This is a genomic window from Occallatibacter savannae, from assembly GCF_003131205.1.
GTDB classification, from domain to species: Bacteria; Acidobacteriota; Terriglobia; order Terriglobales; family Acidobacteriaceae; genus Telmatobacter; species Telmatobacter savannae.
Genome location: NZ_QFFY01000001.1, coordinates 290,853 through 316,444 on the forward strand (window position 1 = coordinate 290,853; position 25,592 = coordinate 316,444).

Here is a 25,592-nt window from a genome sequence, read left to right on the forward strand (position 1 = left end):
TCTGCAAGGAAGCCCCGGGGCGCTGGAGGGGCGTTTAGCCTCGATTCCCCGGGGTTAAACCCCGTTACATGGGCAAAAGAGCCCGCTAACTACACGGTTAATACCGGCTGGGAACCGAAGAGTGGAACTAAGATGGGTGCGATCGCGAATATGTAGTGCAGGAACCCATGGAAGGCAGGAGCGAGATGGCCGCTGCAGGCGCAGAGACGGTCGAGACAGCATCGCAACGCGCGGAGCTGCAGGCAGTGCTGCGCTCGCAGGATTTCGTGCGTGCGCCGAGGCTTGCTCACTTGCTTTCGTATTTATGCGAGAAGCTTTTCGCGGGAGAGGCCCACCAGATTAAGGAGTACTCGATCGCGCTGGAAGTATTTAACCGCGCTCCTTCTTTCGATCAGGAGTCCGATTCCATCGTGCGGGTTGAGGCGAACAGGCTGAGAAAGCGCCTGGCCGACTACTACAGCGGCGCGGGCGCGTCGCACGCACTGCAGATCACGATCCCGGTAGGGCAGTATGTTCCGCGCTTCGAGCTGCGTCGCACGGCGCCGGAGGAAAGAGAGCTTGCGGCTCCGCCGGAGAGCGCGTTCGTGCAGAATAGCCGCAAAGGGCTTCCATGGTTCATCGGCGCCGGGATCGCGGGGCTGGTGATTGCGGCTGTGGGCACGACGTATATGCTTACCCGTCACCGTGTGGAGGAGCGCACGACTGCTCCCACAAACGGTGCCCAGCTTCAGGCCGATTCTCCGGACGGCCACTTCGGTCCGCCCGCGGGCGAAGAAATTCGTATTCTTGCCGGAGCGTCGCGAAGCCTTGTGGACCACGCAGGCAAGCTCTGGAGCGCGGATGTGGGATTCACTGGCGGAGCCGCCGTGAAGAGTTCGGTTCTGCACATCGGGCGAACGTTGGAGTCCGGATTTTACAGAACCAGCAGACAAGGCCAGTTCCGCTACGACATTCCCTTGAAAGCCGGACTCTACGAACTGAGGTTGCACTTTGCTGAAACTGTGTACGGTCCTGATGCGACCGGAACGGGCGGAGAGGGCAATCGCCTGATGACTGTGAAGGCAAATGGGCAGACTCTGCTGAAACACTTCGACGTGGTGGGAGATGCGGGCGCGAGCGGTATGGCGGACGTGAAGGTCTTTGGCGGATTGCAGCCCGCGAGCGATGGCACAGTTCATCTGGAGTTCTCCGGGGAAGACGGCCGGCCCGCCATGGTTTCCGCCATCGAGATTCTGCCCGGCCTTAAGGGCCACATTCGTCCTGTAAGGGTTCTGGCGCGGCAGTCTCCGTACTACTCGAACGACAGCCATTGGTGGAGTCCCGACAACTATTTTGAAGGCGGTCAGCTTGCAACGTACGCGCAGGAGGTAACGGGAACCGACGATCCGGAGCTATACGAGACCGAGCGTTGGGGGAATTTCTCCTATGCGGTTCCTGTTACGCCCGGGCGCTACTCCGTCGTGCTGCACTTTGCGGCTCGGCATAGCAGGCCGGGAGAGCCGACCAGTGAAACGGCGGATCTTGTCTCGAACGTGTTCAATGTGTTCTGCAACGGTCGAGCATTGCTGTCGAACTTCAATGTCGTCTCAGAAGCCGGCAAGACCGACGTAGTCGTGAAGCGATTTTCGGGGATGGAACCCAACGCGCAGGGAAAACTGCTGCTGAGTTTTGTTCCGGTTGTGGGACATGCCACTTTAGTGGGTCTTGAGGTTCTTCCGGAACGCAAAGAACAGTGAGCTCGCATCTGCAGTTGATGAGCGGTAGATCAAAAGCGTGAGTCGCTGATTTTGATCGCGATAAACTCCGACCTAGAGTGAATGTGATGTTAGTTATAGCTTAGTTTAACTAAGTTACCGCCACTAATCCCCGTTGGTGCAGCGCCACATCCACATTGCATATCGCTCAGTCCGATTTGTGACCGGTGAAGTTGACGCCGCATTGGAAGTGCGGTAGCGTTTGTAGGGTTTAATTAAACGTTTTAGGCAGGTGTGGTACGGGCCACCTACAGGTAGATCCCAGGACGAGAAACTGCTGAGGGGATTTCTGTAGATGGACTGTATTTGCACCTGCTTTTCTCATTGCAGTCAGCAGTTATCAGGCAAGAGCTTTTGAACAAAGCTGAAGCCAAATTTTAGCCAGGCTGCGGCCTGAGGGAGAGTGCGAGCTTCACCAGCATTTTGGTAAGGAGCCGAGATTCCGACCACGGGGAAGCACGATCGCACGTTCCCAGGCTGCCACAACAGAGCAGTATCACTTCGGAATAGGAGAGTCAGATGCAAGACAATACCAGTCGAAGAAGCTGGGTATTTCTCCTTCTGCCACTGATGTTCGTTTTCGCCTGCATGCAGTTATTCGGCCAGGCGAACTCAAACGTCACCGGCATCATTTCGGATCAGTCAGGGGCAGTGATTCCAGGCGCGAACATCACCCTGACAGATTCAGCCACGGGCGCAACGAAGAACACTACCTCCAGCGAGACCGGACTGTATGAACTGGCCGGATTGAACGCTGGAACCTACAACATGACAGTGGCCGCGAAGGGTTTTCAGACCTTCGTGCAAAACGGAATCGTCGTAAACGTATCGGCTACTTTCCGTGTTGATCCCAAGCTCACGGTTGGCGCGGAATCCACCACAATCACGGTACAAGCGGACGCACTGACGGTGCAGAGCGACTCCAACGTCGTCAGCACTCTGATCAGCGAGCAGCAGATCACCGAACTCGCAACTGCCAACCGCAACGTTGTTGCGCTGGCAACACTGGGCCTCGGCGTCAGCGGCAACCTGCCGGATTCGAACACTCCGACATCGGTTGGCTCGAGCTTCGCAATCAGCTTCAACGGCCTGAACCAGGCTCACAATATCTGGCTCATCGACGGCGGCGAAGCATACGATCGCGGATCAGGCGGCAAATCGTCCATGATGCCTTCGCAGGATGCATTGGGTGAATTTCAGGTCCTTGCCAGCAACTATCCTCCGGACTACGGAATCTCTTCAGGCGGCACCGTTTCGATGTCGATCAAGAGAGGGTCGCAGAACTTCCATGGCACGTTGTGGGAGTTTGTCCGCAACGACGCCATCCAGGCGCACAACTACTTCGACTACAATGCGGCAACCCAGACCACGAAGGCCAAGCCGGAACTGCGGCTGAACATCTTCGGCGGCAACATCGGCGGCCCGCTGTTCATTCCGAACGTCTACAACACCAACAAGCAGCGCACGTTCTTCTTCTACAACCAGGAATGGCGCAAAATCGTGCAGGGAAGCGCTCCTGCCGGCATTCACACTATTCCGGCGTCGAACTACATCACGTCCGCACAGGACTTCACCTACGTCGCTCCGGCCTATAACTCGGGCCACCAGATCGTCGTTCCGAAGCCGGCTCCGGGTACCGCACTCGCCGCCGCGATCGCTGCCGGCGGACTGGTTCCGGGGCAGCCATTCCCGGGCAACGTTGTGAAGGCGAACCTGCTGGATCCCGTGGCTCTGCAGTTCATGAGCACAGGCGCGATTCCGAAGGCCAACACCGCGGGCGATCTGGTCTCGATGTCTTCGAAGCAGCCGACCAACGTGCGCGAGGAACTGTTCCGTATCGATCACAATATCAACGACAAGTGGCAGCTCTTCGGTCACTACATCGGCGACTCGGTCAGCCAGACCTATGCCACATCGATGTGGAGCGGCGACAGCTATCCGACAGTCGGCTCAAACTTCAGCAACCCGTCCTGGAGCTCTGTGATCAAGCTGACCGGTTCTATGACGCCGAACGTGCTTCTTGAAGCCGCTTTTAACTTTGACGGCAACAAGATCAACATTCAGCCATCGGGCCCGTCGTTTACCAAGCCCTCAGGCTGGACTGGCTCTTCATTCTTCCCGGCTTCAGCCAATGCGTTGAACCGTCTGCCAACCATCCAGCTCGGCTCGTACGGCACGCAGTTCGATCCGTGGTCGCAGCCCTGGAAGAACGCAGCATTTGACTACGCCGAGGTCTTCGGCCTTTCGGTCACCCACGGCAAACACGGAATGAAGTTCGGTGGCGGGTACAACCGCTACATCAAGAATCAGCAGCTGTTCGGAAACACGAATGGCAACTTCAACTTCGCCGACAACTGGGACGTGAAGAACAACAAGCCGACCGTGGATGGCCTTACCGGCGATTCCTATGTCGACTTCCTTCTCGGTCTCAGCACCAATTACACCCAGCTCCAGGAGCAGGACATTCGCCACTATGTGAATCAGACGGTTTCGGCATATGCCATGGATAACTGGCATGTCACCAACCGCCTGAGCGTGCAGTACGGCATCCGCTACGACGCACTGCCGCACGCATGGGAACGCAATAACTTCCTGGCCAGCTTTGACCCGCGGCTGTATCAGGCCGCTCTGGCTCCTTCCGTCGATGCGACCACGGGTGCATTCTGCACGGCTGTAACAACGAATTGCCCCAAGGTCAGCGCCGGTCTTCAGACCTACAAGGGTGCGCAGTTCTATCTGAATGGCGTTACCATTGCCGGCCAGAATGGCACAACTCGCGGAATGGTGAAGAACTACTCCGATACCTACATGCCTCGACTTGGCTTCTCGTACGACCTTACGGGCAATGGCAAGACCGTGCTCCGTGGAGGTTTCGGGACCTTCTTCGAGCGCATGCAGGGCAACGACATTTACAACATTGCTACGGCTGCACCGTTCTCAAACGCTCCCAGCCTTAACAACGTGACGTTTGCAAACCCATTCCTGAGCTGGCAGACCGGCGCTGCCTTGTCGCAGTCTCAGTTGCCTGTTGTGCCGCAAGGCATGACGACACTCGACCCGAACTATCCGGCGCCGGGTGTTGCCCAGTACAGCATCGGCTTGCAGCGTGAGATCGTTCCGTCTCTCATTCTCGCCAGCCAGTATGTCGGAAATGTTGGATGGCACCAGAACATCATTCTGCCGATCAACGAGTTCCCGTTGAGCACAACTCTGGACACTCGCAAGAAGGCAGCAGCCAACCAGCTCACCACGGCTGAAACGACCCTGACCAGAACCTACCAGGGATACAACAACATTCGCGAACAAACTAACCAGGCGACCACCAGCTACAACAGTCTGCAGGTTGGACTCCGGCAGCAGAGCCGGCACGGCCTGAGCTTCGAAGTCGATTACACGTGGTCGCACCAGATCGACTCGCAGCTGGGAAGCGCGGACCTGACGCAGGTCAGCAATCCTTTCAACCTGAAGTATGACAAGGGCTCGGGCAACCTGGACCGTCGTCATATCCTGAATCTCAACTACATCTACGACATTCCGCTTTTCGCTCATTCAAACGGTATCGCTCATAGCGTGCTGGGTGGATGGACAATCTCCGGCACGATGATCGCCTCAACGGGTCTGCCGTGGGCTGGCGGCAATGCTCCGGGTTATGGCGGCTCCGACACGGTGGGTCTGGGTGGCGACTACACCATCCGTCCCGACTTCAACGGCAAGGTGCAATATCCGAAGGCGAGAAACTCAAAGGGCAACTACCAGTGGGTCTCTCCGGCTGGATTCTCTGCTCCGCTTCCGTTGTGGAACGGCGGCAAGAACCTCGGTTTCGGCAGTGCGCGCCGCGACGTGGTCGTAGGTCCTGGCCGCACCAACTTCGGCACGAACATCTACAAGGCGTTCCATATGACCGAGGGAACGCGCTTTGAGTTCCGCGCCGAGTCGTTCAACACGTTTAACCACACGCAGTTCAACGGCATTCGCAACAACTTTAGCGGAAGCGATTTCGGTGAAGTGAGCGGTGTGCAGGATCCAAGAACGTTCGAACTGGGCGGAAAATTGATCTTCTAGCCTGATTCGAAACTCTCCGGAAAGCGCGGCGGTCGATGATCGTCGCGCTCTTCTTTTGAAGATTTTCTATTCGGGATAGATCTTGCCGGGCTTGACGACGCGAATGAAGTGGTCTGTGAACTGAGCATGCCCGCCGGGGAGTTCGACCTTGGGCATGTGGCAGCTGGCGCAATTCGACTTCGCGACCGGACAGGTCTTGGCAGTTTGAAGATTGTTGGCTGCCGCTGCGGTCTTTGCTTCACCGTGACAGGCGAGGCACTTCGAATCGTAATAGGCAGCGCTGTGATTCAGCGTCTGGTGAGGATTGTGGCACGCCGTGCATGCGATGCGCGGGTCATTACCGACGAAGCACTTGCTCAGTGCCATGCGGTAGGGCTGAAAGCGGACAAAAGCGGGACCGTGCCAGCGGTTGCGCATCACGGTATCGAAGGTGCGATGACACCGACCGCAGAAAGTGGAGATTTGCTCGGCATCGAGATGCTTCAAAGAGGGGGGCAGCGTCTTGAAGTTGTCGCGGGCAGCATCGGCCATGTGCTGTTGTGAGCCTGTGTGACAGTGTTCGCATTCGAGGCCCGGCGTAATCTTCACAACATCAAGTCTATTGCCCACACCCGTTGCGTGGCAGTCGAAGCAGACGCGCGTCTCCCAGATGGGCAGGCGTCTTCCCATGGCCTCTTCAACAGTATGCGGAGTGATGCGCTGGTCGCCCGGAGTCGTGGCGAGCGCGTTCTCGCGCGGGAAGTAGCTGACGAGGCTTTCGTAGAAGTGGCCGTCTTTCTCGAGCACCCAGGTCTGAGTATGCTGGCCGAAGATCCAGTGAATCGGCAGGGACAGCGTGTCTGTTCCGTCTGTCACGGAGTACGTGCTGTGACCGTTGCGAGTCTGGACGGTGTAGGTATACGCGCCAAGCTTTACCGTGAGGTCGGGGTGTGTCGCGAGCAGGGTGTTCGCGCCGTCGGGTTCCATGGCGTGCCGCATGGGCGCCGAGCGAAAGGAGTTCGCTACCCCCGCATGGCAGGTCGCGCAGGTGGGTGAGGCAAGCGCCTTCTGCTGCTGGGCGGAGACGCTCCCGACGCCGAACAGGGCGCACATGAGCGCGACGCACGCGCTGCAGGCGATCGCGGCACTGAGGAGCCGTAAGCTACTTCGCAAGATCGCGGCAAGCCTTGCGCTCACGAGCCTCTTCCTCTCTGTTGCCGGTGCGGGAGTAAATGGAAGCGAGTCCGAGATGCGCCTCAAGGTCATTGGGATCGCGCTGAACGGCGCCGGTCAGAAGCTCGGTTCCGCGCTTCATGTCGCCAGTCTCGGCCAGGGCGCGGCCAAGGGCGACCTGCGCGATGTGTAGATTGGGATCGGCACTGTAGGCTGCCTGCGCGGGCTCGAGGGCCTCAGAAAAGTGGCCTTCATAGATCAGGGTGAGCGCAAGAAGTGCCTGCGTTTCAGTGGTGGGCTTGAGCGCAAGCTCCTCGCGGAACTGGTCTCCGGCCATCGAGGGATCGTGCGGGAACAGGAGGTAACCATAGTAGAAGTGAAGCCCGAGACGAGCGGGATACTGGGCAAACAGCGCAGTGAAGAGCCGGTCAGCCTGTTCGTCATCACCGGAGAGGAAAACATATCCGGCGCGGCCGGCTGACTCGTAGAAGGCGCGGTCTGTCGCAGAAATGTCGGCCGGAAAAGCCGTTGACCTCGTGCCCGCAAGCCCGATCGCAACGAACAGGTCTGGTGCCTCGGCATGCAGATGCGCCAGCGCCGTGTATTGCGCGAGCGCATCTTCGAACCGGGACGCGTGAGCCAGAAGCAATGCGAGGTGAAACCGGATGATTTGCTCGTTGCGAGGCTCATTAGCTGCGCCGTGTGCGACGGCTTCGTCCAGGTCGCGCAGTGCGCTGTCGTAGGCGCCAGTCTCAAACTCGCAAAGCCCGCGCAGTGCCATCGCCGGAACCGCCGTCGGCGCCAGTTGCAGCAGATGCGAGAAGGCGTCGATCGCCCCAGGGTACTGGTTCGAGCTATATTGCAGCACCCCGAGATACCACCATCCCTCCTGCCATGAAGGGTTAACCTGCTCGGCCTGTTTATAGAGATCGATGGCCAGCGGAAGGTTCTGCTGGTCGCGGGCAGCCGCAGCGCGGGCAGCGATGTCGGCGAACTGACTGGAGGACTGCCGGGCAGGTGCGAACCATGGAGCGAACAGGAGTGAAAGGACGATGAGAACGCGGGCACTCGCAGCCGGATTGGGAAAGGAGGGAAGAGCCACTTTACGCGCTGATGTCGGAGCTTCTACTGGGGCTGGTGACCGGTCAAACCTGGACTCGATGTCGCGCCCTGGTCAGTTCGAGCAGGCCTTGGTTCCGCGCCAGATTCATCGTAGCAGGTGCCGAGTTTCCGTTTGCAACCGCGGTGCGGGCAGACCGCATCCACCGGCACATGTACCTCGTGTTGTGGGATACCCGGCCTCACTCCCCCTGAGGACGGGTTCACCTCGGGTCAGGGCCGATCTCCTAGGCGGCCCTGACTCGTTCTCTTGATTTCACCGCGATCAACGGGGATGTGGGACGATGAACACGTACTTCTCGGATTAGTTGATTCCAAGTGCGATTCTGGCGCATCTTGTCGCTAGACGCCGAAGCTTCCCACCATGCCCGGGCGCGCATCCTCCGCGCCCGATGCCTCTCTTCAAGCAAGAAACAGGGAATTCTCCCAGTTGTTCTCTCACGAGATCGGGTTCAAGATTCCTGCATTGGCGTCTGATGAGTGTGTTCGCCGACGAAGCTCCCGAAGGAGCACCCCCCACGGGCTGGCGTCCCGACCGCAGAGGTTGATGCCAGCCCGCGGTAGACCGTATGCGGCTCAAGCTGTTGGATCGATTGACCCAAAACAGGTCGTTCGGTAACTTTCAGACCATCAGGCTTCCCCGAAGAGTGCATACGCATAAGCCGAAGTGTGCATTGGGTTCTGCATCAGACGGAGCTACTCTTTGCCCAAGCAAGTGTGTTTTTCGGCCTTGAGCGGCGCCACGCCGTGGAGTCGCCTGCAGGTTTGTTGTGATCTTGTGTTTCGTGTTCGTGACGCCCGCCTAACCTGGCGGGCTTCCTTTTGCGCCATGCAGCGCGAACCAGAGAGAGTAAGGCCAGTACAAACACCATGGACAAACACGCAGGAAGTGGGGGATCGTTCGGTCCAAAAGTAAGGGGGTCTGCACATTTTTTGTTGCGGCGCAGGGAAGTGCGGGATTATTGTTGGATTTTCCACAGGTCAATAAGTTTCTGGAGAGTCACCATGGTCTGTCCCAAATGCAAGTCGGGAGCCCTCTCGACCATCCCTGCCGAAATCCGGCTCTATCGCAATGCTCCCCGCACGATGAGCCATCCGCCGTTTTCCCCTCAACCCGATGTTCAGGTTTGCCTGGATTGCGGCAACGCAGAATTCGTTATTCCTGAGAAATGGCTCTCCGCTGGATGGCTCCACGGACAGAAGAAGGCTCCGGCGACGGTGAGCGCGCCTACGCTGATCACCGAAGTACGTCGCCATATCGCTTAGGTTGTATAGGTGGGTAGAAGGCGGGCCGAGTGAGTTTGGGCCCGTCAGAGCAGAGTGTTGGACCAGAAGGCCTTCAGCAGAAGCTGAAGGCCTTCGGTTTTGAGTAGTCAACTAGAGTGGTACCTTGTCGAGCGGAGCTATAAACCCGATCCCTGGAACATTGAGCTTGTGAAGAACTTTGTCGTTCGTCACGAAGAGATCGACGCCGAAATGGGCTGCGCACGCCAGTTGGATAGCGTCGGCGCTTCGAAGTGTGTGGGTCGCGCGCAGCGACGCATATCGCCAGGCCACAGACGAATCGAAGTTCACAACCTGAGCCGTGGACTTGATTGCGCGATCGTACTGCTCAATGAGAGAGGTTTGAGCCAACTTCGTCGGTTTGACGAGAACTTCGCCCAGCGTCATAGCTGAAGTTACGATACGATCGCCCCGTTCCAGCATTCTTTTCCGGATTTCCAGCATTCTGCTGCGGTTTGGCTCAAGCCCTTCAAACATGTAGATGAAGATGTTCGTATCGAAGAAGACCTTGCTCATATGTCTTCTCTGCGCAGTCTTTCTACGTATTCGTCCGCGTGCTCGTCAGCCCAGATATGTTTGCCGGATCCGATGAGTCGAATCAGTGGATCATTCTCCCAATCAGGAACGGTGCTTCCACTCTGTTTTCTGGACCACTCTTCATACCAGTCGAGAAGGTCATGATATCTTGACGGAACCTCTTCACGTTTCGGCATCTGTTTGTTGCCTCGTTGAGATCGTCTTTGCGGATCGATCAAATCTCCTGGCCGGTATAGGCGCAGGAAACCTGCTCTCGTCTCAAACAGCATCGCGTATTTGCCCGTTGAAGGCGGCACATTCGCAACGAGGTGCTGTTTCAAATGCGCGTTCACAGAGGCGAGATTCGTTCCACTCCCGAGACCAGACTTGCCGAGTTCTTCCCGTATTTCATGCTTTGAAAAAGCCCTATCAGGAAATGCCCTTTGAAGCATAGCGACGGCGAGCCAAATGCGGTCTGTCAGTCGTAAGTCCGATGTGGTGAGGGTCATGGTGTGTACTCTGTTCCAATATTGGTAGTATACCTTGTAATTATAGGTATGACAATTAAGAACAGAAAGCCCCCGGCCGAAGCCGAGGGCTTTTGACTTTCCGGTGAGGCGCCGCAGGCGCGAATGGGCGCACCGCAGGTGCCTCGGGGTCCCCAGCGATGGGTCTTCGTCGCTGGGGTGATCCCTAGTACATGCCGTCCATGCCACCACCGTGGCCGCCGCCGGCCGGGGCCGCCTTGGGCTCCGGAATCTCGACAACCAGTGCTTCGGTGGTGAGCAGCAGTCCAGCGATCGACGCTGCGTTCTGCAGGGCAGTGCGGGTCACCTTGGTCGGGTCGATAACGCCGGCCTTCACAAGGTTCTCGAACTCGCCGGAGGCTGCGTTGTAGCCGTAGTGCTGATCCTTGGACTCGAGCACCTTGGCAACGACGACTGCACCCTCTTCGCCGGCATTCGCGACGATCTGACGCAGGGGCTCTTCGAGAGCGCGGAGCACGATCTGTGCGCCGATCTTCTCGTCACCCTGCAGGTTGTTGATCAGGTCCTTCACCGCTGCCGAGGTACGAACCAGAGCGACGCCGCCGCCCGGGACGATGCCTTCTTCAACCGCCGCACGGGTTGCGTGCAGTGCGTCCTCAACGCGAGCCTTCTTCTCCTTCAGCTCGGTCTCGGTGGCTGCGCCAACCTTGATGATGGCAACGCCGCCAACCAGCTTGGCGAGGCGCTCCTGGAGCTTCTCCTTGTCGTAGTCGGAGGTGGTCTTCTCGATCTGCGAACGGATCTCCTTCACGCGGCCTTCGATGTCGGACGACTTACCGGCTCCGTCAACGATGGTGGTGTTGTCCTTGTCGATGGTGACGCGCTTCGCACGGCCGAGGTCTTCGAGCTTCACGCCCTCGAGCTTAATGCCGAGGTCCTCTGTGATGGCCTTGCCGCCGGTGAGGATCGCGATGTCGCCGAGAATGGCCTTGCGCCGATCGCCGAAGCCCGGAGCCTTGACGGCTGCCACGTTCAGCGTTCCACGCAGCTTGTTGACGACCAGGGTGGCCAGTGCCTCGCCCTCGACGTCTTCCGCAATGATCAGGAGCGGCTTGCCGCCACGGGCAACCTGCTCGAGCAGGGGAAGCAGATCCTTCATCGCGCTGATCTTCTTTTCGTAGATCAGGATGTACGGATCGTCCAGAACCGCCTCGAGGCGCTCTGCGTCGGTCACGAAGTAGGGGCTCAGATAGCCGCGGTCAAACTGCATTCCGTCGACGGTCTCGAGACCGGTGTGCATGGTCTTCGATTCTTCGATCGTGATAACGCCGTCCTTGCCAACAACCTTCACCGCGTGAGCGATGATCTCGCCGATCTCGGCGTCGCCATTGGCGGAGATGGTGCCGACCTGGGCAACGGAGCCCTCGTCAACCGGCTTCGACAGCTTGCCGAGCGCGCCGGTCTCAGTGAACTTGCCGTCCTTGTCGCGCGAGCCGATCACAGCGGTGACGGCCTTGTCGATGCCGCGCTTCAGGGCGGTCGGGTTGGCGCCGGCAGCAACGGTCTTCACGCCTTCGCGGAAAATGGCCTGGGCCAGAACGGTTGCGGTCGTGGTGCCGTCTCCGGCAACATCGGAGGTCTTCGAGGCGACTTCCTTCACGAGCTGAGCGCCAACGTTCTCAAGCGCGTCCTTGAGCTCAATTTCCTTGGCGACGGTCACGCCGTCCTTGGTGATGGTGGGCGAGCCAAACTTCTTCTCGATTACGACGTTGCGGCCCTTGGGACCCAGCGTCGCCTTCACAGCGTCTGCGAGCACGTTCACGCCCCGCAGTACCGCCTGACGGGAATCTTCACCGTGCAGAATCTGCTTTGCCATTCTTGAATCTCCTTTAGCTGTCAGCCTTCAGCTCTCAGCTGCTTATTGCCATTCGATTTCTTGTGGGTCATCCGGCGAGTCTTTAGCTGATAGCTGACAGCTGAAAGCTCGCGCTCCCCGCGTTACTTCTTGATGATGCCGAGGACTTCTTCCTCACGCATGATCAGGAACTCCTCACCGTCGATCTTGATCTCGGTGCCGGAGTACTTGCCGAAGAGGATCTTGTCGCCAGCCTTGACGTCGAGAGGGAACACCTTGCCCTCATCGTTCGACTTGCCCTTGCCGACGGATACGACTTCGCCTTCTTGCGGCTTCTCTTTTGCGCTGTCGGGAATGATGATGCCGCCACGGATCGTTTCGCCCTCTTCCAGACGACGGACGAGGATGCGATCGTGGAGCGGCGTGAAGGTGGTGGTCACAGAGGTTGCTGCCATTGCTTCGCTTCTCCTTCACACGCGACCGACTGTCGGCCGCGGAGTTGGTTTGAGTTGAATTGAACTTCGGAACCCGGCCCGGACTGGGCTCGGATCTGCCTGCAAGCAGTCCAGGTACTCAGCTGCTAGCACTCGACGCTTCCAATTGCTAAAGATAGGACCGCTTCGAGTGTTTGTCAAGAGGCAGAGGGTGAAATATGAGTGAATCGCACTCAGGTTCCGGAGGTACCATCCGGAAATGGGTCTTCTGCCGACCTTTCAGGGGCGCTTCGGGCTCTTGACGAAGAGACTTAGGCCCTTGAAAGCGGCTTCTAGCTTGAGACTCCAGCTGCTCGAAACGATCTCGCCAGGCTCTCGTGAATCCCTCGGCCAGGCGAGCTCTTTGCCCATGAGCCGCCCGCCTAAAAAGCGGAGGAGAGCAAGACGCTGGCGAGGAAACTCACTGAAAAGCAGCAGCCAGTAGGCAAATGAGTTCCGAGCTTCTCGCTTGAGCTCGAAGCGGGTGAGCGGCGGGTGGTGCACGATTGCTGACGGGATGTACGCGACACTGCGTCCCCGCGAAAGCATTGCCGCAAAGGCGTAGCTTTCGTCGCCGATCTCGAACGGGGCGCCGCGCCCGAGACGCTCGTCGAAGAATTTTCCCGGAGGGCAAGCGCTTTTCCGAAGCGCCATGTTGGCTCCGAAGCCGATTCCGCCGAACGCCGCCATTTCGAACCAGTGTGGATCGCGATCAGAGATGATGCGGGTACTCTGGCGGCGATAGTGGTCGGCAGGGAACGAATCGGGTGTGACTACCTGGCCGCCAGTAGCGCCGATGCGTTCGTCATCGAACGGCTCGACCAGGAGCTTGAGCCAGTCGGAGCAGGGCGTGACGTCGTCATCGAGGAAGACGACGATGTCGGTGTCGCTCTCTGCCAGCGCGCGATTGCGAGCCCGGCAGAGGCCGCAAAGCGGCTCCACGATGTAGCGGGCGCAGTAGTCCCGCGCTACCTTGCGCGTGTCGCTGTTTCCCTCGCAGTTGTCGATGACGAGCACTTCTTTCGGACCGGGATTGAGCCGGGAGACGGCTGCGAGACACTTCTGGAGAAGAACCGGACGGTTGCGGGTGCAGACTGCAATCGTGGCGGTCGCGATTCTTCTCTTTACTTCGTTGGGTGTGGTGGACGACCGGGCCGGTGATTGAAGGAGGGAATTCAAATGCGGACCTCGACCTCACCTTAGATGCACGCACAGCTTTATGAGTCCGGCTTGTCTGCAAGCATGAAAATGCGATCAACACTCCGAGTTCGTTGCCGCGCGGCCGATCTCTCTTACATCACCAGGGATGCGAGCAGAGCGAATCCGAGTCCCGCGAACGAGATGATGGTCTCGCAGATGGACCAGGACTTCATGGTCTCTGTCACGCTGAGATTCAGGTATTCCTTCACCAGCCAGAAGCCGCCATCGTTTACGTGAGAGAAGATCAGCGATCCCGCGCCGGTAGCAATGGCGAGCAGTTCGGGCGACGTGCCGGGTGTTTCCAGCGCGATGGGGGCAACGATACCGGCGGCGGTCGTCATGGCCACGGTGGCTGAGCCCGTCGCCAGTCGCATGAGGGCGGCGAGTGTCCAGGCAAGCACCAGCAAGGGAAGGTGATGCTGCATCGCGATCTTGATCATCGCGTTTGAAACACCGCTATCCTGGAGAACCCGTCCGAAGCCGCCGCCCGCTCCGACGAGCAAGGTGATGGTAGCGGTAGGCGCGAGGCACTCGTTGGTGAACCGAAGAATGGTGTCACGTGAGACGCCTCGCGCCGTGCCGAGCGTGACAAAGCTGATCAGGACTCCGATGAGCAGGGCAATATCGTCATTGCCAACAAAGCGAATCGACTCGTTGGCCAGAGTGCCCTTCGCCGCAAACGCATCAGCCCAGCTGCCGACAAGCATCAGCACGACGGGAAGCAGGATGCTGCCGATCGTAAGCCAGAAACCGGGTAATGCGCGATCCGGGTTGTGATCTTCAAAGTCGTCGGCCATGGGGTTCTCGGCGGGAACCTTGATCCACGGCGTGATCACTCTTGCAAAGAGCGGACCCGAAAGCGTGGCGGTCGGAATTCCAATCAGAAGGGCATAGAAGATAGTGCGCCCTACATCGGCGTGATAGGTGTTGACGGCGAGCAGAGCAGCCGGATGCGGAGGCACCAGTCCATGATCGACGGACAGCGCGGCAACGAGAGGAAGGGCCACGCTGATGAGCGATGCTCCTGTACGGCGCGCCACCGTGAATGCGATCGGAATCAGCAGCACAAAGCCGACCTCGAAGAAGGCCGGCAGGCCGACGATCAGGCCGATGCACATCATCGCCCAGGGAAGGCGCTTCTCGCCGAAGACGCGGATGAGTGTGAGCGCGATAGTATCGGCGCCGCCCGATTCCGCCATCATCTTGCCCAGCATCGTCCCGAGTGCGACGACAACCGCGATGTGGCCCAGCACATTACCTACTCCCACCTCAAAGGAGTGAACGGAGTTTGCCATCGGCATGCCGGAGACGATGGCAAGCGCCAGAGAGGCAAGCAGCAGGCTGAGGAACGGATTGAGTTTGAGCCAGGTGACGAGCAGGATGATCCCGATGACCGCGCCGAGCGCACTCAGGAGGAGAAAGATGCTGTGAGAATCAATCATCGGGTGATGAGCTCGCCGGTTCTGCGGAGATGATTGCGCGTCCTACTGGACCCACTCAGTTCGTTCGCGAGGAAGAAATCGGCCTGCGCGATGGCCTGTGAGTCCCTGAGCAGTGTACGACAGCGTGCCGTTGACCCAGACAGAATGAATGCCTGCAGCGGGGCGAATCGGGTCGGCGAAGGTGGCGGTGTCGCGGATGGTTGCGGGATCGAAGAGGACAAGATCGGCGGCATAGCCCTCGGCAATCATGCCCCGGTGTGCGAGCCCAAAGCGCTGCGCAGGCATTGAGGTCATCTTGCGAACAGCCTGCGGCAGAGAAAACAGTTTTTCCTCGCGGCAGTAGCGGCCCAGGACTCGCGAATACGTTCCCCAGAGGCGTGGATGTGGATGCTTATCCCAGGGCAGTCCATCCGAGCCGATCATCGTAGCGGGATGCGCGAGGATGCGGCGCATGTCGTGCTCATCGATGCTGTGGTAGATGGCTCCAGCCGGTTGAAGCCGGCGTGCGGCGTCCAGATGAGAGAGTTTCCAGTCAGCAGCGATCTGAGCGAGCGTGCGCCCGGCGGCTTCAGGACAGGCCGTGCTCCAGGTGATCTCGATGCGAACGCGCTCGTCCACCTGCTTCAGGTCGAGCGTGCTGGAGCCTGCTGCGTAGGGATAGCAGTCGCAGCCGATCTGCTGCGTGGTGCGAGCTAAGTCGAGCGAGTGTAGGACCTCGGGGCTGCGGCCCCAGTTGGCGATGCCCGCGCATTTCAGATGCGAGATGATGACCGGCGATTGCGCATAGTCGCCGATCCGGAACGCTTCGACCATCGCATCGAGGATCGCGTCGGTTTCCGTCCGCATATGGGTGGTGTAGACGGCGTGCGCGCCGATGAGTGCTTCGGCGAGCGCGAGTACTTCTTCAGTGGTCGCGGCGTTCGCGTTGGCGTAGGCCAGCCCTGTGCTGAGGCCGATTGCGCCGGCCGCGAGTGCGGATGCCAGCTCTGCACGCATGGCTGCGATCTCAGAATCTGTCGCACTGCGGTCGAGGTGATCGAGATGGTTATTCCGGAGCGAAGTGTGTCCGATAAGGGCCGCGACGTTTGTGGAGGGCCGCGCCGATTCAAGCGCCTTCAGGTAGTCAGAAAAGCTGGGATAGCGGAAACGCTCGCGCGAGCCGAGCAGGTTCATCGGGTCGGGCGGATCGGCTTCGAGGCGAACAGGCGAAGCGCTGATTCCGCAGTTGCCAACAATGACGGTGGTGACGCCCTGGGAGATCTTCGGGAGCATCTCCGGTGTATCGATAACGCTGGTGTCGTCGTGCGTGTGCGCGTCGATGAAGCCGGGCGCCAGCGAGAGGCCTTCGGCTTCGACGATTTTAGCGGCCTTGGCGCGGAGCGATGGTTCGATTGCGAGGATGCTGCCGCCAGCAAAAGCGACGTCGGCGAGTTCGGCGGCATTGCCGAGCCCGTCGAGCACGTTTGCATTGCGGATGAGGGTTTCGCAATTCATGCGGGCTGACTCAGACTATAGACTATGGGTTCGCGGAATGACGTGCGGAGGTGTGAGTGGATTCGAAGCGCGCGCAGCCATTGGAATTGATCGAGCCGCTGAACAAGGGAATCGGCGCGCTGACCGAAGACACGCCGGCGTCATCGATTGCGGCACGCAGATGGAATCTGCTTCGCGAGGACCTGTGTCTGCCGGCGGCGGTCCTGTATCAGGACAAGATGGAGCACAACCTTCAGTGGATGCAGCGCTTCATCGATCGCTACGGCGTTAAACTCGCACCCCACGGGAAGACCACCATGGCTCCGGCGCTCTTCAACCGCCAACTCAAGAGCGGTGCGTGGGGAATCACGCTTGCGACGGCACAGCAGCTGCAGGTGGCGTACGCGCACGGTGTGCGCCGCGTTTTGATGGCGAACCAGCTCGTCGGCCGCCGCAACATGGAGATGATCGCCGACGTTGCTGCAGATCCGGAGTTCGATTTCTATTGCCTCGTCGATTCGGTGGCGAATGTGGAACAGCTGGGCGCCTACTTCGGCCAGCGTAAGTTGCGGCTCAAGGTCCTGGTTGAGCTCGGTGTGCCCGGCGGGCGCTGCGGAACGCGGGATGACGCGCAACTGCAGGAGGTCCTCGACGCTCTGGAGCGGTCGCGCGGAATGGTCGATCTCTGCGGATTGGAACTGTACGAAGGCGTACTGAAGGATGAAGACAGTATCCGAGCGTATCTGCGGAGAGGCTGCGAGTTGATGAGACGCCTTCTCGGAGAGCGGAGGTTTGCGCGCACTCCCGCGCTGATTTCGGGCGCAGGTTCGGCGTGGTACGACCTTGTGGCCGAGGAGTTTGCCGCCGCCGGATTCGGAGATGCGGTCGAAATCGCATTGCGGCCCGGCTGCTATCTGACGCATGACGTCGGAAACTACGAGACACAGCAGCAGCGAATACTCCACTCGAATCCCATCGCACGGGAGATGAAATCCGGGCTCATGCCGGCTCTGCACGTGTGGGCTTACGTGCAGTCGATCCCCGAGCCGGACCTCGCCGTCGTAACTATGGGGAGGCGCGACGCCGCATTCGACTCCGGGCTGCCGCGGCCGGCTTTGCACTACCGGCCCGGGAGCGCAGCGCCGAAGAATGTCCCACTTCACTGGGAGACAACCAAGCTTATGGATCAGCATGGCTACGTGAAGATCGCTCCCGGAGACGATGTGCATGTCGGTGACATGATTGGGTTCAACATTTCTCACCCGTGCCTGACCTTCGACAAGTGGCGCGTGCTGGCGATTGTGGACGAGAAGTTTGACGTGGTGGATGTGGTGAAAACATATTTTTGAGTTGTCAGTTGCCAGTCGTCAGTCTTCAGTATTTCGGTCTGTAGTTATCAGTTGTTAGTTCGTAGTCTTCGGCGCGGAACCCCGCAGTGTGTCACTGATCGCGGCGGGTCGCCACGTATGATGAGGATTGCGTGCCGTCTGAGATAGCAAGTTCTCCGGGCTGGTGCTGAACCTCTTCTCACAAATGGAAGCGCTTGGGATCCGGTGATCCTCCCGGTCTTCAAAACCGGCGGTCGTCCTTAGGGGCAACGGTGTGTTCGACTCGCACGCGCTTCCGCCAGTCCCTCAACCCCGCCAGCAGAGAATCCGAAGGTCCGGCCAGACCGGGACCTACATGATGCGTACACAAGAGTCGACACGCAGCCGATGCGAAGTAGCGGCTCAAGAAACTGCGAGCAGATTCCGGCGGAAGGCAGTCCAATCTACGGTTGGAGATTGTTCCTCGATCTCCTCATGCGTCTTCTGCCAGACGGGAAGCGCGCGCACAAGCAGGGCACGGCCCTTCTCTGTGAGAATCAGAACGCGGCTCCTACGGTCGTTCGGATCGTTCTGCACCTTGAGCAGACCGCGTCTCTGCAGCGGCTTCAGCGCGGCGGTCAACGTTGTGCGATCCATGGCCAGCAGGGAAGCGACAGGTCCCATCGAAGGCGGCTCGGGGCGATTCAAGGACATCAGCAGCGAGAATTGTCCATTGGTGAGATCGAAGGGGCGAAGAGCGTCGTCAAAGCGCCTAGCCAGAGCGCGGGCCGCGCGCTGCACATGGAGGCAAAGACAGCGGTCTTTGACCATCAGCGTTGTGACGAATGGCAGCGCATTTCCGCTTGACACATCCGCAGACTAGTTGATATCAACGTATCTGTCAACTTGAGCGGCTTCTCCCGCCGGTTTATCGTTCAGCAGTACCTTCCCCGGAGGTTTCTCGATGTCCTTTCTGCGTGATCTGAAGATTGCCATTCGCTCGCTGTCCCGTGTGCGCGCCTTGTGGTTCACGGTGGCGCTGACGCTGGCACTGGGTATCGGTGCGAATGCGGCGATCTTCAGCGTTGTGCGGGCAGTGCTCTTGCGGCCCCTGGCCAATCGAGACGAGGACCGGCTGCTCTATGTCCGCCAGAGCGCGCAGGGACTCGGAGTCGCCAATGCTACCTTCTCCGTTCCAGAGATCCACGATCTCGAAGGCAATCTGAAGACGATCACGGAACTGGGTACGTTCTCGCAGATCGACTTCACAGTGATCGGTCTGGGAACGCCGCGCGAAATCCCCGCAGGCGTGGTCGACGGGCACTACTTCGAGGTCATGGGACTAAAGCCGGTGCTGGGCAGGCTGCTGGGGCCGGGAGATGACGGCCAGACTGCGGCGGGCGCTGTCGTGCTGACTTACAACTTCTGGAAATCGCAGATGCACTCTGACCCGACGGTTCTGGGCAAGCAGGTTCGGCTGGAAGGCCTGCAGGGCGCCCGGTCGGCCACTGTGGTCGGCGTGCTGGAGCCCGCAGTCCCTTATCCCGTGTCTACAGAGATCATTTCCAACGTGGTGACCAGCCCGCATCATCTTTCCGCCACGATGGTGCAGGGCCGCGAGCATCGCATGACCGAGGTCTTCGCCCGGCTTGCTCCTGGCGCTACTGTCGACCAGGCGCGGTCTGAGCTGAAAACGGTGTATGGCGCCATGATCGCGGCTCATCCAGAGGTCTACAAGCCGAACGATCATTACGCCATCGAAGTGACGCGGATGCACGACCAGATCAACGCTCGTGCGAATTCTATTCTCTGGATCCTCTTTGCTGCTGCAGGATTGCTGTTTGTAATTGCCAGTTCCAATGTTGCGAATCTTGTGCTCGCGCGTACGGTGCGGCGCGAATCGGAGTTGGCTGTGCGGCTGGCTCTCGGCGCGAGCGTCGGGGCCATACGCCGCTCGCTGCTGGCCGAGGGGCTGGTGCTCTGCGGCAGTGGAGCGATTGCAGCGATTGTGCTCGCCATTCCGATGGTCTATGAACTGGGACGCTACGCCGCGCGATTCTCCGTACGGGCCAACGACCTGAGCCTCGATTTCAGTCTGGTCTGGTTCGGGATCGCGCTCGCGCTTGTGGCAGCGGTGTTCCTCGCGTTCATCCCCCGTCTGCCCTCGCCCAACAATGCGCAGGGCGGGTTGTCGGCGCGCGGAGTTCGTTCCGGCGGCGGCAGCAGCAAGCGGCTGCGCGTCTTTGCCGTTACGCAGATCACAGCCTCATTCCTGCTGCTGGCTGGTGCATGCGTGCTGATGAAGACGCTGTTCACGCTCGAGCAGACCAGGCCGCCCTTCGATGCGGCCAAGGTAATGGCCATCAACCTTCCCGTGATGTCATACGGAAAGACAGATGAACAGGTCAGGCAGTTCTACCGCGAGGTGACGCGGCGGGTCAGCGCCATTCCCGGCGTGGAGCATGTCTCCTCAGGTTTCAGCGCGCCGTGGAGAGACGATCGCGGGCTGAACATCAGCTTCGCATTTGCCGCGCAGGGCGCGCGCCGTCCCGATGGACAGGACTTCCGTGCCAGCTTCCGCTCGGTCGCGCCGGGGTTCTTCGCGACTTTCGGCGTGCCGATCACGGCCGGCCGGGACTTCAACGACGGCGACAAGGATGGATCGGAGCGGGTCGTGATTATCAGCCAGAGCCTGGCAAACCTGCTCTATCCCGGGCAGGATCCGCTCAACCGCAAGCTTGAATGGACCGATGGGGTGATGAAGTTCATCGGCATCAGCACCGAGCCCCGCCGGATCATCGCGGTGGTGCCCGACTTCGACGACGAAAACATCATTCCATCCCCGGCCATGACCATCTACCAGCCCGTGGAGCAGGAGGGATGGGGCGGCCGTCTGTTTGTCCGGGCGCACCAGGATCCGTATGCTCTTGTCCCCGCCATCACCAAGACCATCCACGACATGTCGAACGACCAGCCCGTAGAAAAAGCGAGCACGCTGGGAGATGTGCGCGCCGAGGTGCTGACTCCGGACAAGCTCAACGCTGTTGTCTTTGGCGGATTCGCCGCTGTCGCGCTCCTGATCTCAGTGGTGGGTGTTGCGGGTGTTCTGGCGTTCAGCGTGAGCAGCAGGACGCGGGAGTTCGGCATTCGGATGGCGTTGGGCGCTCAGAGGCGCGACATCCTGAAAGATGTGCTGGTGGATGGACTGGCAATGGCTCTGATCGGCGTGGGAGTCGGAGCGCTCGTCGGCTTCGGTCTCGACCAGGCTGCAGCGAGCTACCTCACTGCGCTGGGCAAGCCGGGAGCGCTGGCATTCATCGCCTCGGCGTTCGCCATTCTGACAGCCGCGGTGGTTGCGGCCGCCGTTCCGGCTACGCGGGCAGCAAACGTCAACGCGGTGGAAGCGTTGCGCGCTGAGTAGAGCAGGGCACTGCGCGAAATCTTTACAATCCGTTACACGTTGTGACGGCGCTGCATTGCGAGGCGGGTTCTACTGATTCTGGCGAGTCTGGGTTCGAGGCAGCTGAAACGAGCCTTCGCCTCGCAGGTGGTGTAACCATGCACTCAGTCCAGGATTTGAGACGAATGGGTCTCTCCTTCGCAATCTCTGCGGTGATGCTTGCGCTTTGCCTCGCCTTTGCCGCCAATTCGCAGCAGCGTTTCCCGGTACTCAATCATCCGGCAGTTCACCCCGGGCACGACAAGCATGCGCCGCCGTGGTTGAAGGTTATGGTTGGCAGAGCGATCTCGCTTGCCGGGTACCTTGGGGCCTGACAGTCAGGTCGCTTTCCGGTCATTGAAATCCACTGTGCATAATCCGTCGGCAACGGGAGCGGTACAGGGCGTTTCTGATACACTCAAACATGTTGTGCAGCGCGGCGGTTCCGCCAGCGCGCGACAGTGTTTCAGGTTTTCATCTGGGGACGTAGCTCAGTTGGTTAGAGCGCTGCCCTGTCACGGCAGAGGTCGCGGGTTCGAGCCCCGTCGTCCCCGCCATCATCGAACCTCGATGGCCTACCTCAGATGAACCAGATCAGCCCTCTTCCAGAAGGCTCCCTAAACGGAGCCTTTTCTCTTGCGCCCGCAGTCCCCAAACTCACCAGTGGCATAGTCGCACGCTTCGCGGCCGGATTCGACCTCTCTCGGAGACGCCCAGAGGTAAGTTCCTGACTTTGGTGCTATTACCTGCGTGTCTCAATACCCGTATGTTGTATGTACCCACGCACATTACCCCGCCAAACTAGCTACTGTATCGAATCAGATCAGCCGCGGAACTGGTGCATGTACGAGGGCGCCCTTTCCCACAGAGTCCCCTAGGCGCGAATAAGAACTTTGCGGCTGCCGTCGAAATCGACCCCTGATTCGTTCGATCGCTGCTCCACTTGCTTGTTTTTCCGCGACATTGCGCACGGCCTTGGGCGAATTGCTCCAAATTGAAGGAAATCTGGTTGAGGAAGAGGTCTGTTGTATGAAGAGAATCGGCGCGATCGTATGCTCGATTTTGTTTGTTTGTCTTGGTTTCTCGGGTTGCGGCGGCGGCAGCAGCCATAAGAGCACGCAGAGCAGCGGTGCCACCCGCACGCTTGCTTCCATTACGGTTTATGGAGCGAACGCCGCGCGATCGCTATCAGCCGGTACCACCCTGCAGCTCACAGCGCAGGGCAACTACAGCGACGGAACAATCGCCGACATCACTTCGCAAGTGACCTGGAGCTCGTCCGACTCCACCATCGCGAAGCTCAGCACGGCCGGTCTCCTGACCAGCTACAAATCTGGTTCAGTGATCGCCACGGCGACGCAGGGTACTGTCTCAGGCACACTGGCCATTACGGTGAACGGGGCCGCCCTGAGCTCCATCACGGTGTCGGGTAACGGCGCTCTCGCCGCAGGGCAAAGCGAACAGCTTGCAGCCCAGGGCACCTACACCGACAGCAGCACACAGGTGCTCACCAGCCAGGTGAGCTGGTCGACCTCGGATGCGACGGTCGCCACGGTCTCCAACACGGGCATGCTCAAGTCTCTCAAGGCAGGAACAGTCACCATCACGGCGACCATGAACTCCGTTTCCGGCACCGCTGGGGTAACGGTGGGTTCTGCTGTACTTTCAACCATCAATGTCGGTGTGACCGCTGCTTCGTTGGCATCAGGCAACACAGAGCAGCTGACTGCAACCGCGGTCTACTCTGACAACAGCACTCAGACAGTGACCAGCCAGGCAGTCTGGCAGAGCTCGGACGCGACCGTCGCTTCGATCGCAGCGGGCGGCCTGCTCACGGCTCTGAAGACAGGAAATGTGACGGTCACGGCTACGTGGAATTCGATCTCAGGCAATGCCGGCATCGCTGTGACGGCCCCGGCGCTGTCCTCCATCACCGTCTCGCCGGTCGCGTTTTCAATCGCGTCTGGCCAAAACAAGCAGCTATCCGCACTCGGCACCTACTCTGACGGCACTTCACAGGACGTAACGAGCCAAGCGACATGGAGCTCGAGCACGTCAGCAGCCGGCGTCAGCGCTTCCGGCCTGGTAACTGGCTCGTCAGCCGGCACCTCTACCATCACGGCAACGATCGGCTCGAAGAGCGGATCTGCAGTCGCAACCGTTTCGGCGGCCGCGCTGCAGTCCATCAGCCTCAACCCCCTCGCGGCATCGATCGCGACCGGCCAGACCCAGGTATTCGCTGCAAACGGAATGTTCTCTGACGGAAGCCAGACGGACATCACCAGCGCTGTCACTTGGAGTTCGGCATCGACCAACTTTGCGACGATCGATCAGACGGGTCTTGCCACGGGCGTGAGCGCCGGCGTATCGGCAATCTCGGCGGCTTCCGGCAGCGTGACCTCCGCGGTGCCGGCACAACTGACGGTTACTCCCGCGGTTCTCACCGAAATCGACATCGCCCCGGATGCGCAGTACATCCCGGTTGGTGGACAGCTCCAGCTGAGCCTCACCGGCACTTACAGCGATGGCTCAACGCAGGACGTCACGGCAAATGCGACCTGGTCTTCGTCGGATCCGACGCTGGCCTCGGTCGATCCGGCCACGGGCATCGTGACCGGCGTAGCAAACAGCAACAACAACCCCGTAACGATCACGGCCACGTACGGCAGCATCACGAACACCACTACCGTTTACGTGACGGACGCGGTTCCGGCGTCGATTCAGCTGACGCCCGCCACGGCTTCGATCGCGAGCGGCACCACGCAGCAGTACGCCGTGAACGTGGTCTACACAGACGGCAGCTTGCAGCCGGTGACGACGGGCCTCTCGTGGCTCTCCTCGTCGGCGTCCGTTGCCGGCGTGAACAGCAACGGCCTCGCAACAGCAATCGCGCCGGGCAAGACGACGATCTCGGTCTTCTATGACGGCATGTCGGCGACTGCATCGCTCACCGTAACGCAAGCGGTTCTGACCAACCTGGTCGTTACGCCAATCACCACGGTCGTGGGTGTGAATGGCAACGTTCAGTTCACGGCAACAGGGGTCTTCTCCGATAACAGCACGCAGGACCTCTCTTCGCAGGCGGTCTGGAGCTCCTCCAACGGCGCATTCGCGACCATCAGTGCGAGCGGCCTTGCAACGGGCATCAGCGCCGGAAGCTTGACGATCTCGGCAACATCGGGTGCAATCAGCGGTTCCGCGACGCTGAACGTGACGACGGCAACCCTGCAGTCGATCACAATCAGCCCGGCGAATCCGATCGTTCCTCCGCATTCGAGGGTCCAGCTGACGGCAATCGGTCACTTCTCCGATGGCTCGACGCAGGTGCTCTCGGGCGTGACATGGCGCAGCAGCAAGCCGCAATATGCGATGGTGAGCAGCAGCGGCGTGCTTCGTACCAAGAACGCAAAGAACAAGCCGGTTATCGTCTCAGCTACGCTGAACGGCATCCCGGGCACAACCACGGTGACGGTCACCGCCATGACGGTTCAGACGGTTGCAATCCAGCCGGCGAACCCGACGATGGCAGCAGGCACCAAGCTGCAGCTCTCGCTCATTGGAACCTTCAGCGATGGCGTAACGCAGATCGATCTGACGGCTTCAGCTCGCTGGCAGACGTCGAACTATGCGGATGCGGTCGTCAACCGCCAGGGTCTCGTCTCCGGCATCGCAGCCGGCAGCGTGACCGTGACCGGAGGCATCAACGGCGTGGCCTCGGCAAGCACCACGCTGACCGTGACCAATGCAACCGTGCAGAACATCACGGTGACACCGGCCAACCCGACGGTGGCGCTCGGCTCTTCGCAGCAGTTCGCCGCGAGCGGCTCGTTCAGCGATGGATCGACCCAGGACATCACGAATGTGGTCACCTGGACCTCCTCCACGCCGACCGTCGCAGTTGTGAACCAGAGCGGCATGGCGGCCAGCGCATCGCATGGCACAACCAACATCACAGCAACCCTGACGGGCATCAACGGATCGACGCAGCTCACGGTGAACTAGCCGAAGCTGCACCGGTTCAGAGTAGA

At 59.8% G+C, this 25,592-nt stretch carries 17 protein-coding genes and 2 tRNA genes; 9 read left to right on the plus strand and 10 right to left on the minus strand.

Annotated elements, in window-relative coordinates; translation table 11 throughout:
- Window positions 1-167 precede the first annotated feature (167 nt).
- Both DHV10_RS01300 and DHV10_RS01305 read left to right on the plus strand, forming a co-directional pair.
- The gene (locus DHV10_RS01300; RefSeq protein ID WP_109484516.1) at window positions 168-1,736 is read left to right on the plus strand and encodes a malectin domain-containing carbohydrate-binding protein; all 1,569 of its coding nucleotides are present in this window, start codon (window positions 168-170) and stop codon (window positions 1,734-1,736) included.
- 537 nt (window positions 1,737-2,273) lie between these two features.
- Window positions 2,274-5,816: a TonB-dependent receptor gene (locus DHV10_RS01305; RefSeq protein ID WP_109484517.1), complete on the plus strand. Its 3,543-nt coding sequence runs from the start codon at window positions 2,274-2,276 to the stop codon at window positions 5,814-5,816.
- Window positions 5,817-5,882: 66 nt separating this feature from the next.
- On the opposite strand, the gene DHV10_RS01310 is transcribed toward DHV10_RS01305, so the two are convergent.
- Together DHV10_RS01310 and DHV10_RS01315 are read right to left on the minus strand one after the other, a co-directional pair.
- A complete protein-coding gene (locus DHV10_RS01310) occupies window positions 5,883-6,992 on the minus strand; it encodes a multiheme c-type cytochrome (RefSeq protein ID WP_162601108.1) in 1,110 nt (369 codons plus the stop codon).
- Window positions 6,958-8,070: a tetratricopeptide repeat protein gene (locus DHV10_RS01315; RefSeq protein WP_109484519.1), complete on the minus strand. Its 1,113-nt coding sequence runs from the start codon at window positions 8,068-8,070 to the stop codon at window positions 6,958-6,960. Before DHV10_RS01315 ends, DHV10_RS01310 begins: the two co-directional genes overlap by 35 nt.
- A 1,022-nt stretch (window positions 8,071-9,092) precedes the next feature.
- Between DHV10_RS01315 and DHV10_RS01320 the strand changes: the two genes are divergently transcribed.
- Window positions 9,093-9,353: a hypothetical protein gene (locus DHV10_RS01320; protein WP_109484520.1), complete on the plus strand. Its 261-nt coding sequence runs from the start codon at window positions 9,093-9,095 to the stop codon at window positions 9,351-9,353.
- A 111-nt stretch (window positions 9,354-9,464) separates the two neighbouring features.
- Here the strand turns inward: DHV10_RS01320 and DHV10_RS01325 are convergent, their stop codons facing one another.
- From DHV10_RS01325 to DHV10_RS01355, 7 genes are all read right to left on the minus strand, one after another.
- The gene (locus tag DHV10_RS01325) at window positions 9,465-9,887 is read right to left on the minus strand and encodes a type II toxin-antitoxin system VapC family toxin (RefSeq protein WP_109484521.1); all 423 of its coding nucleotides are present in this window, start codon (window positions 9,885-9,887) and stop codon (window positions 9,465-9,467) included.
- Window positions 9,884-10,396 carry a hypothetical protein gene (locus DHV10_RS01330; RefSeq protein ID WP_109484522.1) on the minus strand — a complete coding sequence of 171 codons (513 nt, stop codon included), beginning with the start codon at window positions 10,394-10,396 and terminating at the stop codon, window positions 9,884-9,886. Before DHV10_RS01330 ends, DHV10_RS01325 begins: the two co-directional genes overlap by 4 nt.
- A 184-nt stretch (window positions 10,397-10,580) precedes the next feature.
- Window positions 10,581-12,251, minus strand: a complete 1,671-nt coding sequence (groL, locus tag DHV10_RS01335) for a chaperonin GroEL (RefSeq protein WP_109484523.1) — start codon at window positions 12,249-12,251, stop codon at window positions 10,581-10,583.
- Window positions 12,252-12,373: 122 nt separating this feature from the next.
- On the minus strand, window positions 12,374-12,685 hold the full coding sequence (locus DHV10_RS01340) for a co-chaperone GroES (RefSeq protein ID WP_109484524.1): 312 nt from the start codon (window positions 12,683-12,685) through the stop codon (window positions 12,374-12,376).
- A gap of 258 nt (window positions 12,686-12,943) precedes the next feature.
- Window positions 12,944-13,882, minus strand: coding sequence for a glycosyltransferase family 2 protein (locus tag DHV10_RS01345; protein ID WP_109484525.1), 939 nt, complete (start codon window positions 13,880-13,882; stop codon window positions 12,944-12,946).
- Window positions 13,883-13,995: 113 nt separating this feature from the next.
- On the minus strand, window positions 13,996-15,345 hold the full coding sequence (locus tag DHV10_RS01350; protein ID WP_109484526.1) for a GntT/GntP/DsdX family permease: 1,350 nt from the start codon (window positions 15,343-15,345) through the stop codon (window positions 13,996-13,998).
- A gap of 42 nt (window positions 15,346-15,387) precedes the next feature.
- Window positions 15,388-16,839 (minus strand): N-acyl-D-amino-acid deacylase family protein, encoded by a 1,452-nt coding sequence (locus DHV10_RS01355; RefSeq protein WP_109484527.1) that lies wholly within the window; start codon window positions 16,837-16,839, stop codon window positions 15,388-15,390.
- Between the two features lie 56 nt (window positions 16,840-16,895).
- Here DHV10_RS01355 and DHV10_RS01360 point away from each other — a divergent pair, with 56 nt between their 5' ends.
- On the plus strand, window positions 16,896-18,167 hold the full coding sequence (locus DHV10_RS01360; protein ID WP_239461241.1) for an amino acid deaminase: 1,272 nt from the start codon (window positions 16,896-16,898) through the stop codon (window positions 18,165-18,167).
- A gap of 186 nt (window positions 18,168-18,353) precedes the next feature.
- Window positions 18,354-18,447: transfer RNA gene (locus DHV10_RS26870), tRNA-Sec, on the plus strand.
- A gap of 101 nt (window positions 18,448-18,548) precedes the next feature.
- On the opposite strand, the gene DHV10_RS01365 is transcribed toward DHV10_RS26870, so the two are convergent.
- Window positions 18,549-18,995 (minus strand): MarR family winged helix-turn-helix transcriptional regulator, encoded by a 447-nt coding sequence (locus DHV10_RS01365; RefSeq protein WP_109484528.1) that lies wholly within the window; start codon window positions 18,993-18,995, stop codon window positions 18,549-18,551.
- 94 nt (window positions 18,996-19,089) lie between these two features.
- On the opposite strand from DHV10_RS01365, the gene DHV10_RS01370 reads away from it, so the two are divergent.
- From DHV10_RS01370 to DHV10_RS01385, 4 genes are all read left to right on the plus strand, one after another.
- A complete protein-coding gene (locus tag DHV10_RS01370; RefSeq protein ID WP_109484529.1) occupies window positions 19,090-21,546 on the plus strand; it encodes an ADOP family duplicated permease in 2,457 nt (818 codons plus the stop codon).
- Between the two features lie 164 nt (window positions 21,547-21,710).
- A complete protein-coding gene (locus tag DHV10_RS01375; RefSeq protein WP_109484530.1) occupies window positions 21,711-21,899 on the plus strand; it encodes a hypothetical protein in 189 nt (62 codons plus the stop codon).
- Between the two features lie 145 nt (window positions 21,900-22,044).
- Window positions 22,045-22,121: transfer RNA gene (locus tag DHV10_RS01380), tRNA-Asp, on the plus strand.
- A gap of 472 nt (window positions 22,122-22,593) precedes the next feature.
- Window positions 22,594-25,566: a beta strand repeat-containing protein gene (locus DHV10_RS01385; RefSeq protein WP_109484531.1), complete on the plus strand. Its 2,973-nt coding sequence runs from the start codon at window positions 22,594-22,596 to the stop codon at window positions 25,564-25,566.
- Window positions 25,567-25,592: the final 26 nt, after the last annotated feature.

Bases quoted from the DNA above. Each gene is read 5' to 3' on its own strand.
- DHV10_RS01300 (WP_109484516.1), top strand. From the start codon at position 168: ATGGAAGGCAGGAGCGAGATGGCCGCTGCAGGCGCAGAGACGGTCGAG.
- DHV10_RS01305 (WP_109484517.1), top strand. From the start codon at position 2,274: ATGCAAGACAATACCAGTCGAAGAAGCTGGGTATTTCTCCTTCTGCCA.
- DHV10_RS01320 (WP_109484520.1), top strand. From the start codon at position 9,093: ATGGTCTGTCCCAAATGCAAGTCGGGAGCCCTCTCGACCATCCCTGCC.
- DHV10_RS01325 (WP_109484521.1), bottom strand. From the start codon at position 9,887: ATGAGCAAGGTCTTCTTCGATACGAACATCTTCATCTACATGTTTGAA.
- DHV10_RS01330 (WP_109484522.1), bottom strand. From the start codon at position 10,396: ATGACCCTCACCACATCGGACTTACGACTGACAGACCGCATTTGGCTC.
- groL (WP_109484523.1), bottom strand. From the start codon at position 12,251: ATGGCAAAGCAGATTCTGCACGGTGAAGATTCCCGTCAGGCGGTACTG.
- DHV10_RS01340 (WP_109484524.1), bottom strand. From the start codon at position 12,685: ATGGCAGCAACCTCTGTGACCACCACCTTCACGCCGCTCCACGATCGC.
- DHV10_RS01350 (WP_109484526.1), bottom strand. From the start codon at position 15,345: ATGATTGATTCTCACAGCATCTTTCTCCTCCTGAGTGCGCTCGGCGCG.
- DHV10_RS01355 (WP_109484527.1), bottom strand. From the start codon at position 16,839: ATGAATTGCGAAACCCTCATCCGCAATGCAAACGTGCTCGACGGGCTC.
- DHV10_RS01370 (WP_109484529.1), top strand. From the start codon at position 19,090: ATGTCCTTTCTGCGTGATCTGAAGATTGCCATTCGCTCGCTGTCCCGT.
- DHV10_RS01375 (WP_109484530.1), top strand. From the start codon at position 21,711: ATGGGTCTCTCCTTCGCAATCTCTGCGGTGATGCTTGCGCTTTGCCTC.
- DHV10_RS01385 (WP_109484531.1), top strand. From the start codon at position 22,594: ATGAAGAGAATCGGCGCGATCGTATGCTCGATTTTGTTTGTTTGTCTT.